This window comes from Streptomyces sp. WAC00040 (assembly GCF_056835925.1).
In genome coordinates this window covers 247570-261386 of the sequence record NZ_JAKQZE010000001.1, presented here as the reverse complement: position 1 = coordinate 261386, position 13817 = coordinate 247570, and the positions used below count along the sequence as shown (strand labels likewise).

Here is a 13817-nt window from a genome sequence, read left to right as displayed (position 1 = left end):
GTACGTACCTGACGGGCCGACAGATCAGTCCACGAGGCGTTGCAGCAGGCCCCAGGTGAACTCGGCGACGCGCATCTCGCCACCGGGCAGGGTGAACGAGAGCCGCCATCTGGTCGGTGCGGAGCCTTCCATGGGGCGGGCCGGCGGAAAGGCCTTCGCCACCTCGTCGACGGTGCACGACCAGGGCGCCAGGTCGTCCGCGGTGTGCAGTTCGGGGCCGGCCGCTCCTGGCGCGCGCACCAGCCATTCGTTCCACACGGCACCGTTGCCGGCGGCCAGAACTTCGAAGCGCAGGTCCGGCCAGAGCGGCAGTCGCCACAGCAGGGCGTCGCACTCCAGGTCGCCGATCCGCCGCCGGACGACCTGTTCGGGTTCGCCGAGCACCGAGCGGTAACGCGACAGCGCGCCGCGCGATCCGCGTGCGCGCAGCATCGCCTGCCAGCGCCGATTGGCCTCGCGCTGCTCCGCGAGTGACGCGCCCAGGGCGTGCCGCGCGTCCTCCGCGAGACCCGGCTGGAAGTCGGCCATCCGGCGCAGCAGCACCAGTTGGAAATCGAGCGGTCCGAAGCGGGCGTCAGGGGTCATGGCCGACATCCTGCCCGGTCGGCGGCGTCAACCGCGGCGAGTCGGCTCGCCGCGGAATCGAGCTTTTCACACAGGATCTGCACAGGCTGACCCACCGCAGGTGCCCGGTCGCCGAATAATCTGCGGGCGCCATGGATTACTGCCACCCGTGCGGACGGCACCTCAACGGCGCCCTGGCCTGTGCCGGGTGCGGTACACCGGTCGAGGAGCTCCGCCACCACAGCCCCCGTGCTCCCGAGCCCGACCACGTCTACGAACTGGACGTGGTGAGCGAGCCCGCGGACAGCACCGGGCCGCGCCGCTCGCACCGCCAGGCCCCGTCGCGGCGCAAGCCCGCGGGCCGCCGTGCCCGTAAGCGGCGCGGTCGCAAGGTGATGCTCGGGACGCTCGGCCTCGTGCTGGCGGCCGGGGCGCTGAGCCTGGCGGAGCTGGCCATGGAGGACTCCGGCGACGACGGCGCGGCGACGGCGGTCAAGGAGGATCCGGTCGTCGAGTCGGAGATGCCGGACCCGACGGCCTCCGAAGAGTCGCCGGACGCCCCGGGCCATGTGAAGGAGCCGGCCATCACGAAGTCCTCCTCGCCGCGGCCGGGGAAGTCCCGGACGGGCGGTGGTGGCGACGATGGCGACGGCTCGGGCCCCACGGGCCCGGGCGCCGGGAGCGGCGAGCCGTCGGAGGCCGGGCCGAGCGGCGACATCTCCCCTTCCGCGTCGTCCTCCGGCGACCCCGGGAGCAGCGAGGGGCCCGGGAGCACGGACGGGACCTCCTCCGGCCCGGCCGATCCCGAGGAGCCGGGCCAGCAGGACCCGCCGCCTCCCGAGCCGACGCCGAGCGAGACGTGCAGCCGCTTTCTGTTCTGGTGCGTCTAGGGTCTCTGGTGAGTCCAGGGTCGGGGCGGACCTGACCTCCGCCCCCACGCCGTGTGCGTCCGGGCGCCTCGCGGGTGCCGGGCGCCCCGGGGCTTCAGGAACCGGCGGCGGGCGGCTCTGACACGTCCTCGCCCAGCATCCGTCTGAGCAGGTCCCGCAGCACCGAACGCTCGACCGCCGTCAGCTGCGCCAGGGGCTCGCGCGCGAAGTCCAGCGAATCCCGCAGCCGGCGTGCCGTGCCGCGGCCCTCCTGGGTGGCAGCGGCGATCTTCACCCTGCGGTCGGCCGGGTCCGGACGGCGCTCGACCAGGCCGCGCGCCTCGAGCCGGTCCACGATCCCCGTCACGTTCGACGGCTCGCACCTCAGCTTCTGGGCAATGCGGCGCATGGGGGTGGGCTCCATGGAGAGCAGCCCCAGCACACGGGCCTGCGCCCCGGTGAGGGAGTGCTCGGCCGCGGCCTGCTCGTACTCCTCGTGGTAACGCGCCACGACGGTGCCGATGAGCTCGACGACCTCGAGGGTCAGGGGATCTGTTCGCTGGGCGGCCATGCACATCAGGATAACCCGATACTTGACAACCTGAAATATTCAGGCGCATGGTTGTTTCAAGTAATGAAGCTTTTCTAGGAGGAACGCAGCATGTCCGCACTTCCCGCGTCCGGCCGTGAATGGCACCTTGTCGCCCGCCCGCACGGCTGGCCCAAGGCCGAGGACTTCGCGCTGCGCGACGCGCCCGTCACCGAGCCCGGGGAGGGCCGCATCCTCGTGCGGAACCTCCACTTCTCCGTCGATCCCTACATGCGCGGCCGGATGAACGACGTGAAGTCGTACGTCCCGCCCTTCCAGCTCGACCGGCCCATGGACGGCGGCGCGGTCGGCGAGGTCGTCGCTTCGAACGCGGAGGGCTTCGCCGTCGGCGACCACGTGCTGCACGGCCTCGGCTGGCGGGAGTACGCGGAGGTGCCGGCCAAGAACGCCACCAAGGTCGACTCCTCGCTCGCGCCGCTCTCCGCCTACCTCGGAGTGCTCGGCATGACCGGCCTGACCGCCTACGCGGGTCTGTTCGATGTCGCGTCCTTCAAGGAGGGCGACGCCGTGTTCGTCTCCGGCGCCGCGGGTGCAGTCGGCGGCCAGGTCGGCCAGATGGCCCGGATCAAGGGTGCCTCGCGCGTCATAGGCTCGGCCGGCTCGGACGAGAAGGTCAAGCTCCTCGTCGAGGAGTACGGCTTCGACGCGGCCTTCAACTACAAGAACGGCCCCGTGGCCGCGCAGCTGAAGGAGGCCGCCCCCGACGGCATCGACGTCTACTTCGACAACGTCGGCGGCGAGCATCTCGAGGCGGCGATCTCGTCGTTCAACGTCGGCGGCCGGGCGACCATCTGCGGAATGATCGCCCAGTACAACGACACCGAGCCGACCCCCGGCCCGCGCAACCTCGCGCTCGTCATCGGCAAGCGGCTGCGCCTCCAGGGCATGCTGGTGAACGACCACACCGCGCTCCAGCCGCAGTTCGTGCAGGACGTGGCGGCCTGGATCGCCTCCGGTGAGCTCAAGTACGACGAGACCGTCGTCGAGGGCATCGAGAACGGCTACGAGGCCTTCGTCGGACTGCTCCGCGGAGAGAACACCGGCAAGATGATCGTTTCTCTCACCGGCTGATTCACCCGTTAGGCTCTTGCCCAGCCGTCGCGATCGTGGGCGCGAGTCGCGGCGAACCAGCAGGAGGAAGACTCCATGTCCATCCAGCAGTCCGACGTGCTCTACACCGCGGTGGCCACGGCGGAGAACGGCCGGGACGGCCGTGTCGCCACGCACGACGGTCAACTCGACGTCGTGGTCAACCCGCCCAAGGAGATGGGCGGCAGCGGTGCCGGCACCAACCCGGAGCAACTCTTCGCCGCCGGGTACAGCGCCTGCTTCCAAGGGGCCCTCGGTGTCGTCGCCCGCCAGGAGAAGGCGGACATCTCCGGCTCGACGGTCACCGCCGAGGTCGGTATCGGGAAGAACGACGACGGCTTCGGCATCATCGTCAAGATCTCCGCGACCATCCCGAACGTGGACGCCGCCACCGCCAAGGACCTTCTCGAGAAGGCCCACCAGGTCTGCCCGTACTCCAAGGCGACCCGCGGCAACATCACGGTCGACCTCGCGGTCTGACCGACGGCGCCGAGCGTGAAGCAGGGCCGCACCCCGCCCGGGGTGCGGCCCTGCGGCCTGTGAGGGGATCAGCGGGTCAGCAGCGCCCGGCCGATCTGAGCGAAGACACCCTTCGGGTGCGCCCGGAACATCGGCTCCGTGCCGAACAGCGCCACCGGCGTGCCGGCCGACGACGTCCCGGAGACCACGGCGGCGTGGCCCGCCGCGTCGCCCGGCCCGCCCGTGCCCTGCTCCGTGGCGCGCCAGTGGCCGGACACCAGGGGGTTGCCCGTGGCGTACGACTGGTCGACGCGCACGCCGGCGCCCGCCCCGGTGAACCACATCGGCGAGTAGACGAAGGTGTGCGCCGGAGCGCCGCCCGTGATGGGGCCGCCCGTGTTCCGCACCCGCACCACACCGTTGGCGTCGCCGTTGCCCGCCACCGCCGTGACGTCGAGGAGCGACGCTGCCTCGTTGAACGCCGCGCCCTGCTCACCGACCCCGACCACGCCGACGCCGCTCGCCTCGAACGCGGCGCGGGCGGCGGGGGTCAGCTTCGCGTGGTCCAGCCCGGACGACACGTACAGCACATCGGCCGTCGACCAGTCGAAGCCCGCGTTCAGCACCGCCGTGGAGACCGGCACCACGTCGAAGCCCATCTCGCGCAGCGCGAACAGCTCGCCCGCCGTGACGGCCGCGGCGACCCTGGTCCGCTCCAGCGCTGTCGTGCCCTTCTCCCGCGTGGCGTGGAACGCCACGCCCAGCCGGTGCGCGAGCACCGCCGCCCGGCCACGCGCCGAGCCCGGCACGATCGCCGAGCCGTCGGTTGCGCGCCGGACGTCGACCCCCTGCTTCAGCAGGGAGTTGAGAGCGGCCAGCTCCTTGGGGTCGTCCAGGCGCAGCCGGAGGTCGCCGCTCGGAGCGACGTGTCCGGTGGGTGCCGCTGCGTGGACCGTACGGGTGCGGACCCGCAGGTCACCGGAGGCGGCGGCGTCCACGTCCGCGCCCCACAGCAGGCCGAGGCTCCAGCCCGAGATGTCGTACATGGCTCCGACGTCGGCACTGATGTCGCGGCCGTCGGCGAGGATCACATTGGCGATGCCCCGCTTGGGCTGGTGCATGTCGACGATGTACGACCCGGCGGGGTACGTGCGGCCCGCGAGCCGGAAGGCGGTGAGCGCCCGCTCCACCCGGACGTCATTGGCGACAAGGTGGTCGACCAGCCGGGCCGCGGCAGTCGCCGACCGCTGCGAACGCCCGGCGGGAATGACGTACGCCCTCGGGAACTTCGTGGTGTAGACGTCCTCGGGGCCGATGCCCGGCACACCCGGGACGGTCTCCTCGGAGACGGGCCGCTGCGGCTCGCCGGCCGCGCCCCTGCGGAACGTGTCGATCTGGTCGGCCAGCACCGAGGCGCGGTGCGCGTGGGTGTGGTCGAGCGTCGCGCGCATCGCCGCGCCGGCGATGTCGGTGTTGATGGCGGCCCTGCGGCGCAGTTCCTCGACCGGCAGCGTGTTGTACGCGTTGTTGTTGACGGTCATCGGGAACTCGATGGTGTGCGAGGCGACAGCGCCATGGAAGGGCATGTACTGCGGGGTGAAGATGGGCGGCCAGTCGTCCCAGCCCTCCTCCTCGTCCCGGAAGGGGATCACGGCAGGACGCACACCGTCCTTCTCCGCCGTGTAGCCGAGGCCGTTGACGGCCTGCTCCATCCCGAGAGCGTTCGCGTAGGCGTTCTTCAGGAACAGGTCGTACTCGTAGTTCTCGCCGTGCGGCGGGGTGGTCGGCTCGATCAGTGTGCCGTTGACGTATCCGTGCAGGTCGAGCATCACGGCCGGCTGCTTGTCGATCGCGATCTGCCGGATCGCCCGTGTCTCGGGCTGCGTGGCGGTGATGAAGTCGCGGTTGAGGTCGAAGCCGCCGGCGTTGGCGCGGGTTCCGGCGATCCTCCCGTCCGGGTTGGCCGTGACGTTCAGGTAGACGCGGTTCTTGGCGAGCAGGTCGGCCGTCTTCGCGTCCTTGGCCGTCGCCAGTTCCTCGATGAGCTTGAGGGCGGCGTCCGTGCCCTCCCACTCGTTGCCGTGGATGTTGTTGTTGATGAACACCGGCGTCTTGTAGAGCGCCCTGATGTTCCGGTCCCCGGCCGCGGCGGCGGGCGCGTTCTCTATGCGCTGCCGCATCCGCTCCTGGTCGCGCGCCTGGGCGGCGCTCTCCGGCGCGGTGACGGTGACGAGGTACAGCTCGCGACCGCCTGCCGAGTGGCCGGCGACCTCGACGCTCACCCGGTTGCCCCGTGCTTGCAGGGCGTTGAGCCGCGGGGCGAGGGAGTGATAGGGAGCGAGGCCCAGTTTTATCGACTTGTCGGCCGGGTTCTCCGGCGGGACCTCGAGTGCGGTCCTTCTCGGGTATCCGCCCTCCCCGGTGAGGTCGCGGTTCTCGTCGGTGAGCGCGCCGGCGGTCGCGGAGAGCGGCGCCCTGGCCGCCGTCGTGGGCGCGTCGCGACTCCCTTCTCTCACGGGGTGCGGCTGGGGCCGGTCCTCCGCGGGAGCGGCCACGGCGCCCGGTAACGGCGCGAGCAGAGCGCCGGCGAGTGCCGCGGCGAGGGTGGCGGTGATCAGTACGGGGCGGGGTGAGCCCATGCGGTTCGAGCCTCCGTGGGTCGGAAGGAATCGTCACAAGATCAGTACGCACGGTCTACCGGTTCGGCGTCCGAACAACAAGGGGCACCCCGATAAGGTGTGCGCATGCGTGATCTCGGGGTGGGTTTCGGGTACTTGATGAAGGGCCAGCGCTGGGTCGCCGGCCACGGCCGGTGGTTCGGTTTCGGTCTGCTTCCCGGACTCGTGACCCTGGTGCTCTACACGGCCGCGCTCGTCGGACTCGTCCTCGGCGCTGACGACGTGACCGCCTGGGCGACCCCCTTCGCCGACGACTGGTCCACGCCCTGGCGCGGCATCATCCGCGGCACGCTCACCGCACTGCTGTTCGCCTTCGGGCTGTTCGTGGCCGTCATCACCTTCACGGCCGTGACGCTCCTGGTCGGCCAGCCCTTCTACGAGAACCTCTCCGAGCAGGTCGACCGCTCGGAGGGCGGCGACGTGCCCCACTCCGGGCTGCCGCTCTGGCGTGAACTGTGGATCTCCGCCAGGGACTCGCTGCGGGTCGTGCTGCGCGTTGTCTGCTACGGCGTGCTGCTCTTCGCCTGCGGCTTCATCCCGGTCGTCGGGCAGACGGTGGTCCCGGTGATCGGTTTCTGCGTCTCCGGCTTCTTCCTCGCGGAGGAGCTGACGGCGGTTGCCCTCCAGCGGCGCGGCATCGAACTCAAGGACCGTCTCACCCTTCTGAGGGGCCGCCGGATGCGCACGCTGGGTTTCGGCGTGCCGCTGACGCTGGCGTTCCTCGTCCCGTTCGTCGCGGTCTTCCTGATGCCGGGCGCGGTGGCGGGCGCGACGCTGATGGCACGTGACCTCGTGCCGGACCCGGCCGCCGACCCGGAGCCGGCGCAGCCGGGCCCGAACACCTTCCGCAAGGCGGACTAGCGCTCAGCTCTCCAGGCGCTCCAGGCCGGCGTGGTCCGGCCCGGCGGCGCACCGGGCGGCCGGGATCCGCGCCACCGCGAGGGCGGGGGCTTCGGTGCCCGCCGTGGCGAGCAGCGCGCCGTCAGGACCCCAGAGCGCGCTGCCGCCCAGGCAGTCACCGACGCCGGACGGCCCCACCGCGTTGGCGAGCAGCACCGGGAGGGCGTTGTCCCTGGCCCGGATCGGATAGACCCGCTCGAACGAGTCGTTGTGCTCGTCGAGCACCGAACTGGCCACGTACACCTGGCAGCCGTCGGCCTTCGCACGCTCCGCCACGTCGGGGAAGCGGTTGTCGTAGCAGACCGCCACCGCGAACCGGACGCCGCCGAGGGTGAAACGGCCGTCCCGCGTACCGGCCGTGAAGACGTCGTTCTCCTCGCCGTACAGATGCGTCTTGTCGTAGCGGGCGAGCAGCTCGCCGTCCGGGCCGATCACCAGCGCCGTCATCGTGGGGCGCGGCCCGGGCGTGCGGGCCGCGCAGCCGACGAGCGCCGCGGTCGACGTCGCACGGCACGCCTCCCGCAGTGGTTCCAGCCGGGGATCGTCCTGCGACAGCCACAACTCGGGACGTCCGGCGATCATGTCCAGGTCGTAGCCGGTGACCGCCAGCTCGCAGAAGGCGACCAGGGCGGCCCCCTGCCCGCCCGCCGCCCGCACCAGCCCCCGCATGCTGTCGACGTTCGCCCCGATGTCGCCCGGTACCGAGGTGAACTGCCCCGCCGCGATCTTCATGTGTCCGTCATCCCGTCCCGTTGTTCTCTGCAGCCACCCGGATGATCTCGCGGACCTGGGCGATGATGTCCAGCCGGTTGCGGACGAACTCAGGGTCGGTTATCTCCGTCGTGTTGCCTGCCGCGAACTGGAGCACCGGGGTGTGCACATGGCCACCGGGGATGTCCAGGCCGAGCCGGTCGCGCAGCAGGGTCGCGCGGTAGGCGATCTCGTTGGACAGGTAGTCGCCGCCGCCTCCGGCCCGAGCGGTCGAGCCCGGGGTCGGGCCGTCCGGCCGGGTCACGGGGGCGGTTTGACCGACCGGTATCTCGGTCACGGAGGTGTTGTCGTACACCGGGAAGCGGCCCGTGTCCGTGGCGGTGATCGCCTTGTACGGGAGCGACGTCGGCGTCCACTGGGGCTGCGAGGCAGGATCGGACACCGGCACGGTCTCCCGTCGGGAGACGTTGTCGTTGTCCGGGAAACCACCCCGCCAGGCCCCGTTGAAACGCTCGATGTCGATGCGGCCCACCCGGCCCTGGCTGACCGTCGTGAAAAGGTCCGCCTCCGGGAGCCGGCCCTCGAGGGTCCGTTCGACCGTGCCGTCGGTGAAGTCCTGCCAGCGCACCGGGAAGACGGCCGTCTCGATCCTCGCCGGCCCGTCCGCGGTGCGGATCCACGTGCCGTCGAGGGCGAGCGCGGTCGCCCCGGAAGGGTTGCTGATCCGGATGTCCCGGTCGAGCGTGAACGGGTCGAAGCCCGTCATCACGATCCGCTTGACGCCCTTGCCGTGGGGGAAGTCCATCGAGTCCTGCCCGCGCGAGGACCGTTCCAGACCGTCCAGCAGGTGCGCCCGCTGAGCGGCGGTCATGTCGAACGCGGGCTGCCACTGCCGCAGGCCGGCTGTCATCCCGAGCCGCGCCCAGTACAGGGGGCGGTCGTCGTCCCGGCTCAGGTCGCCCCGTACCGAGCCCCTGCCCTGCGCCCGGTCCACGGCCCGCTCCCACAGCGCCGACCCGTGGCGAAGGACGGCACGCTCGGCCTGGCGGTACGAAGTCGCGCCCTCCAGCGCCCGGACGAAGTCCGGTGCCGTGGAGTCGAATCCGCTGCGCCGCAGGATCTCCTGCGGCACGGCCCGTCCGAGTCGCTGCTCCTCGGCCGTGAGCGGGACGGCGGCGGGGGAGGGGGCGGCGGAAACGAGCGGGGACGCCGTGAGCGTGAGCGCGGCGGAGGCGAGCAGGGCGACGCCAAGTACGTCCAGACGGGCGCGTATCCGGGGCACGGGAATCCTTTCGTCGGGTGGCGGAAGTATCGCCGTCCGGCCGCGGCGGCGAAAGGCGGCCTACGACCCGGCCCGTGGAGCCTGCGCGGCCGTGATGTTGCGGTAGGCGATCTCCGCCAGCCGCTGCTGGCCGTCCCTGCTGGGGTGGAACCAGTCCCAGCGGCTCAACTGCTCACCCGTGAAGCGGTAGTCGAAGACCTCGCCGCCGTCGTACCGGCAGCTGTCGTCCTTGGCGCACACGTCCTCGAGCACGCCGTTGTACGCGACGACCCGCTGCTGGACGGTGTCCCGGCGCTGCTGCGCCCGCACGCTCAGGTCCTGCGCGTCGCCGAGCATCGAGGCGCAGATGCCCAGTTCCCATATCCGGCTGCCCAGCGCGTCGCCGCGGCCGGCCGACCACAGCCGCTTGAGGTCCGGCACGCTGGAGACGTAGACCTGAGCCTTCGGGGCATCCTTGCGCAGCGCGGCCATGGCGGCCTCCAGGGAGGCCCGGAAGTCCTCGACGGGGGTCATGCGGTCCACGGTGTCCGCGCAGGCATCGTTCGCACCGACCATGACCGTGACCAGTTCCGGCTTGCGGGCCGCGGCCCGTGCCATCTGCTCCGGCAGGTCGGAGGCGTCGGCGCCGGAACGGGCCAGGTTCCAGCTGCGCTCCGACACGGCGGACGGTCCGAGCAGGCGCAGGGCGAGGCTGTTCACCGTGGTGTCCGTACCGGTCGCCCACGACACCTCGGGGCAGTCGGCGAGGATCATGCACGCGTCGAACCCACGCGTGATGGAGTCGCCGACCGCGGCCAGCGAGCGTGGGCTGGTGTCCCACACGCGGGTCGGGCTCGGGCTCGGGGAAGGACGCGCGGACGCCGCCGACGGGTCCTGGCCGGATGATCCTGACGGCGAGTCACATGCCGCCAGCGCGCCCGCCGCCAGCACGGCGGTGGCCAGTGCGGCCGCCACGCCGGTGCGTGCCCGGAACGTCCGGCTCCGCTGTCGCAAGGTCAATTTCCCCTCCACAAACCCGGCATCCGACCTCCTGCCGAGTGAAAGCTTGGTGCGTACGGGCCCCAGGACCGACATTACGTCACCCCTCGGCGCGTTCTGCACGGTAACTTTTGCCACGTCGACCCAGAGGCCCACCTCGCCCATCGGCGCCGGTAAATTACATCTCGTCACATACCGTCCCTTTTGTGGAGACTTGTTCCCGATGCTGTTTACTGAGGCCGCTGGGAAGGCGATCCTCGTCCCACACTGGAGGTCCCGGTGACGACACGTGGCGTTCTGTACGTTCACTCCGCACCGCGCGCGCTGTGCCCCCACGTCGAATGGGCGGTCGCGGGCGTGCTCGGCGTACGGGTCCAGCTGGACTGGATCCGCCAGCCCGCATCGCCCGGCACCTGGAGAGCCGAATTCTCCTGGCGCGGGGAAGTGGGCACCGCCTCCAAGCTGGCGTCCGCGCTGCGCGGTTGGCACCTGCTGCGGTTCGAGGTGACGGCTGAGCCGTGCGCGACCGCCGAGGGCGAGCGCTACAGCGCCACGCCGGACCTCGGAATCTTCCACGCGGTGACCGGCATGCACGGCGACATCCTCGTGCCCGAGGACCGTCTGCGGGCGGCTCTGGCGCGGTCCACACAGGGCGAGACGGACCTCGAGGCGGAGATCGCGAAGCTGCTGGGGAAGCCGTGGGACGACGAGCTGGAGCCGTTCCGGTACGCGGGGGAGGGCGCGCCGGTGCGGTGGCTCCACCAGGTGGTGTGACGCGGTAGCCCCTGAAGGGCCGTTCCGTTCCCCCACCCCCCCCCCCCCCCCCCCGCCCCGCCCGAACCGGGCTCCGCCCGGCCCCCTGCGGCCTCCGCCCCCGCACCCCGCGCCTCAATCGCCGGCGGGGCTCGAGTTGCCCGTGCTTCGGGAACGAACAGAGGCCCGCGCCCCGAGGGGCACGGGCCTCGCACGTGAAGCGGGATCAGGCAGGTCAGACGGTGCGGAACGCCAGCACCACGTTGTGGCCGCCGAAGCCGAACGAGTTGTTGATCGCCGCGATCGTGCCCTCCGGCAGCGCGCGGGGCTCCCCGCGCACGATGTCCGCGTCCACCGTCTCGTCGAGTTCGTCGACGTTGATCGTCGGCGGGGCTGTGCGGTGGTGGAGCGCGAGCACCGTCGCCACCGTCTCGATGCCGCCCGCGCCGCCGAGCAGATGACCCGTCATGGACTTGGTCGCGGAGACCGCGACGTGGTCCAGGTCGTCGCCCAGCACGCTGCGCAGCGCCTTGATCTCGGCGACGTCACCCTGCGGCGTCGACGTCGCGTGCGCGTTGAGGTGCACGACCTCGGCCGGCTTGAGGTCCGTGGTCTCGAGCAGGTTCCGCAGCGCCGCCGCGATACCGCGGCCGGTCGGCTCCGGCTGCGCGATGTGGTGGCTGTCCGCGGACAGGCCCTGTCCCAGCACCTCGCAGTAGACCTTCGCGCCGCGTGCGGCGGCGTGCTCGGCCGACTCCAGGATCACGACGCCCGCGCCCTCGCCGAGGACGAAGCCGTCGCGGGCCGTGTCGTAGGGGCGCGAGGCCTTCGTCGGCTCGTCGTTGTTCTTGGACATCGCCATCATGTTGGCGAAGGCCGCGATCGGCAGCGGGTGGATCGCCGCCTCGGTGCCGCCGGCGACGACCACGTCGGCACGGCCGGTGCGGATCATCTCGACGGCGTAGCCGATCGCCTCGGCGCCCGACGCGCACGCCGAGACCGGGGTGTGCACGCCCGCCTGGGCGTTCACCTCGAGGCCGACGTTGGCGGAGGGGCCGTTGGGCATCAGCATGGGGACGGTGTGCGGGGAGACGCGGCGTACGCCCTTCTCCTTGAGCACGTCGTACTGGTCGAGCAGAGTCGTCACGCCGCCGATGCCGGAGGCGATGACGGTGCCGAGACGGGCCGGGGCGATCGCCCCGTCCTCGCCGGCGGGGGCGGTGTAGCCGGCATCGGCCCAGGCCTCGCGGGCCGCGATCAGCGCGAACTGCGCGGAGCGGTCCAGCCGTCGGGCCAGCGGGCGCGGCAGAACCTCGCCCGGGTCGACCGCGGCGGTCGCCGCGATCTTCACCGGCAGGTCGGCGAAGCGCTCCCCCTCGAGCAGCTTCACACCGGAACGCCCGGCGATGAGACCTTCCCAGGTCGATGCGCTGTCGCCACCCAACGGTGTGGTTGCGCCGATACCGGTGACGACCACGGTGCGATTGGTCGAGTTCACAGGAATTCTTTCTCCACGTGTAGAGGGTGCTGAATTTTCACGGCGCCACCGGAGAGTGGCGACAAACGCGACGTGAGACTCAGGCCTGGTGCTTTGCGATGTAGTCCGCGGCGTCGCCGACGGTCTTCAGGTTCTTGACGTCCTCGTCGGGGATCTTGACGTCGAAGCGCTCTTCGGCGGCGACGACGACCTCGACCATGGACAGCGAGTCGACGTCGAGGTCGTCGGTGAAGGACTTGTCCAGCTGGACGTCCTCGGTCGGGATACCGGCGATCTCGTTGACGATCTCGGCGAGACCCTTGACGATCTCTTCCTGCGTGGCGGCCATGGTGGCGCTCCTTCGGTGTGTATCAGAGGGTGTGGCAGCAGCCGTCCGGAAGATCCGTACGGTGCCTAGGGGAGGGTAACGACCGTCGCGGCGTAGACGAGACCCGCCCCGAAGCCGATGATGAGCGCTGTGTCGCCGCTCTTCGCCTGTCCGGTCGCCAGGAGCCGCTCCATTGCGAGCGGGATCGAGGCGGCCGAGGTGTTGCCGGTGGTTTCCACGTCGCGGGCGACCGTGACGTGCTCCGGCAGCTTCAGGGTCTTCACCATCGAGTCGATGATCCGCATATTGGCCTGGTGCGGGATGAAGACGTCCAGGTCGGCCGCGCTGATGCCGGCGGCGTCGAGCGCCTGCTGCGCGACCTTCGCCATCTCGAAGACGGCCCAGCGGAACACCGCCTGGCCCTCCTGCGTGATGGCAGGGAACTTGATCTCGCCGCGCCCGTTGAGCGGCAGGCGGGAGACGTCGCCGAGGTGGAAGTCGTTCCACGGCACGGTCTGCTTGATCGTCTCGGACTTGTCGCCCTCCGAGCCCCAGACCGTGGGGCCGATGTGCGGCTCGTCGGACGGGCCGACGACGACCGCGCCCGCGCCGTCGCCGAACAGGAAGGCCGTCGCGCGGTCCTCCAGGTCAGTCAGGTCGCTGAGCCGCTCGACGCCGATGACGAGCACATACTCTGCGGAGCCCTCGACGATCATGCCCTTGGCGAGGGTGAGGCCGTAGCCGAAGCCCGCGCAGCCGGCGGAGATGTCGAACGCGGCGGGCTTGCCCGCGCCGACCTTGTCGGCGATCTCGGTGGCCACGGCCGGGGTCTGCTTGAAGTGCGAGACGGTGGAGACGACGACGGCGCCGATCTGGTCGGCGGTGATCCCGGCGTCCGCGATCGCCTTGCCCGACGCCTCGACCGACATCGCGGTCACGGTCTCCTCGGGTGAGGCCCAGTGGCGGGTGGCGATACCCGAGCGGGAGCGGATCCACTCGTCGGAGGAGTCGATGTTCTCGAGGATCACCTCGTTGGGCACGACCCGGGTCGGACGGTAGCCGCCGACACCCAGGATGCGCGCGTACGGGGCGCCCTTGCTGGGCTTGATCTTCGACATG

14 protein-coding genes are annotated in these 13817 nt (G+C 71.2%); 5 read left to right on the top strand and 9 right to left on the bottom strand.

Translation table 11 applies throughout. The features are described from left to right. Positions 1–24: 24 nt before the first annotated feature. The gene (locus MDN94_RS01280; protein WP_482724163.1) at positions 25–585 is read right to left on the bottom strand and encodes a hypothetical protein; all 561 of its coding nucleotides are present in this window, start codon (positions 583–585) and stop codon (positions 25–27) included. A gap of 131 nt (positions 586–716) precedes the next feature. On the opposite strand from MDN94_RS01280, the gene MDN94_RS01275 reads away from it, so the two are divergent. Continuing rightward, positions 717–1454, top strand: coding sequence for an SCO2400 family protein (locus MDN94_RS01275; protein WP_482724162.1), 738 nt, complete (start codon positions 717–719; stop codon positions 1452–1454). Between the two features lie 94 nt (positions 1455–1548). Here MDN94_RS01275 and MDN94_RS01270 read toward each other — a convergent pair whose 3' ends face one another. Next, complete coding sequence (locus MDN94_RS01270) at positions 1549–2004, bottom strand: MarR family winged helix-turn-helix transcriptional regulator (protein ID WP_482724161.1); 456 nt, start codon at positions 2002–2004, stop codon at positions 1549–1551. Positions 2005–2094: 90 nt separating this feature from the next. Here MDN94_RS01270 and MDN94_RS01265 point away from each other — a divergent pair, with 90 nt between their 5' ends. Together MDN94_RS01265 and MDN94_RS01260 are read left to right on the top strand one after the other, a co-directional pair. Then, the gene (locus MDN94_RS01265) at positions 2095–3114 is read left to right on the top strand and encodes an NADP-dependent oxidoreductase (protein WP_482724160.1); all 1020 of its coding nucleotides are present in this window, start codon (positions 2095–2097) and stop codon (positions 3112–3114) included. Positions 3115–3189: 75 nt separating this feature from the next. After that, entirely contained in the window at positions 3190–3612 is a 423-nt protein-coding gene (locus MDN94_RS01260) for an organic hydroperoxide resistance protein (RefSeq protein WP_441262867.1), read from the top strand. Positions 3613–3680: 68 nt separating this feature from the next. On the opposite strand, the gene MDN94_RS01255 is transcribed toward MDN94_RS01260, so the two are convergent. Then, positions 3681–6230: a M14 family zinc carboxypeptidase gene (locus MDN94_RS01255; protein ID WP_482724159.1), complete on the bottom strand. Its 2550-nt coding sequence runs from the start codon at positions 6228–6230 to the stop codon at positions 3681–3683. A gap of 105 nt (positions 6231–6335) precedes the next feature. Between MDN94_RS01255 and MDN94_RS01250 the strand changes: the two genes are divergently transcribed. Beyond that, positions 6336–7130: an EI24 domain-containing protein gene (locus MDN94_RS01250; protein WP_482724158.1), complete on the top strand. Its 795-nt coding sequence runs from the start codon at positions 6336–6338 to the stop codon at positions 7128–7130. A gap of 3 nt (positions 7131–7133) precedes the next feature. Here MDN94_RS01250 and MDN94_RS01245 read toward each other — a convergent pair whose 3' ends face one another. The 3 genes from MDN94_RS01245 to MDN94_RS01235 are packed head-to-tail and all read right to left on the bottom strand — an operon-like array spanning position 7134 to position 10155. Next, positions 7134–7901, bottom strand: a complete 768-nt coding sequence (locus tag MDN94_RS01245; protein WP_482724157.1) for a carbon-nitrogen hydrolase family protein — start codon at positions 7899–7901, stop codon at positions 7134–7136. A 7-nt stretch (positions 7902–7908) separates the two neighbouring features. Beyond that, positions 7909–9162, bottom strand: a complete 1254-nt coding sequence (locus tag MDN94_RS01240) for a pyroglutamyl-peptidase I (protein ID WP_482724156.1) — start codon at positions 9160–9162, stop codon at positions 7909–7911. A gap of 60 nt (positions 9163–9222) precedes the next feature. Then, a complete protein-coding gene (locus MDN94_RS01235) occupies positions 9223–10155 on the bottom strand; it encodes an SGNH/GDSL hydrolase family protein (protein WP_482726967.1) in 933 nt (310 codons plus the stop codon). 264 nt (positions 10156–10419) lie between these two features. On the opposite strand from MDN94_RS01235, the gene MDN94_RS01230 reads away from it, so the two are divergent. After that, a complete protein-coding gene (locus MDN94_RS01230) occupies positions 10420–10914 on the top strand; it encodes a DUF3145 domain-containing protein (protein ID WP_441262862.1) in 495 nt (164 codons plus the stop codon). 214 nt (positions 10915–11128) lie between these two features. On the opposite strand, the gene MDN94_RS01225 is transcribed toward MDN94_RS01230, so the two are convergent. The 3 genes from MDN94_RS01225 to MDN94_RS01215 all read right to left on the bottom strand — a co-directional run bounded on the left by MDN94_RS01225 (position 11129) and on the right by MDN94_RS01215 (position 13816). Beyond that, positions 11129–12391, bottom strand: a complete 1263-nt coding sequence (locus tag MDN94_RS01225; protein ID WP_482724155.1) for a beta-ketoacyl-[acyl-carrier-protein] synthase family protein — start codon at positions 12389–12391, stop codon at positions 11129–11131. Between the two features lie 79 nt (positions 12392–12470). Further along, entirely contained in the window at positions 12471–12719 is a 249-nt protein-coding gene (locus MDN94_RS01220; RefSeq protein ID WP_005318091.1) for an acyl carrier protein, read from the bottom strand. A 65-nt stretch (positions 12720–12784) separates the two neighbouring features. Further along, positions 12785–13816, bottom strand: a complete 1032-nt coding sequence (locus MDN94_RS01215) for a beta-ketoacyl-ACP synthase 3 (RefSeq protein WP_482724154.1) — start codon at positions 13814–13816, stop codon at positions 12785–12787. Position 13817 lies beyond the last annotated feature (1 nt).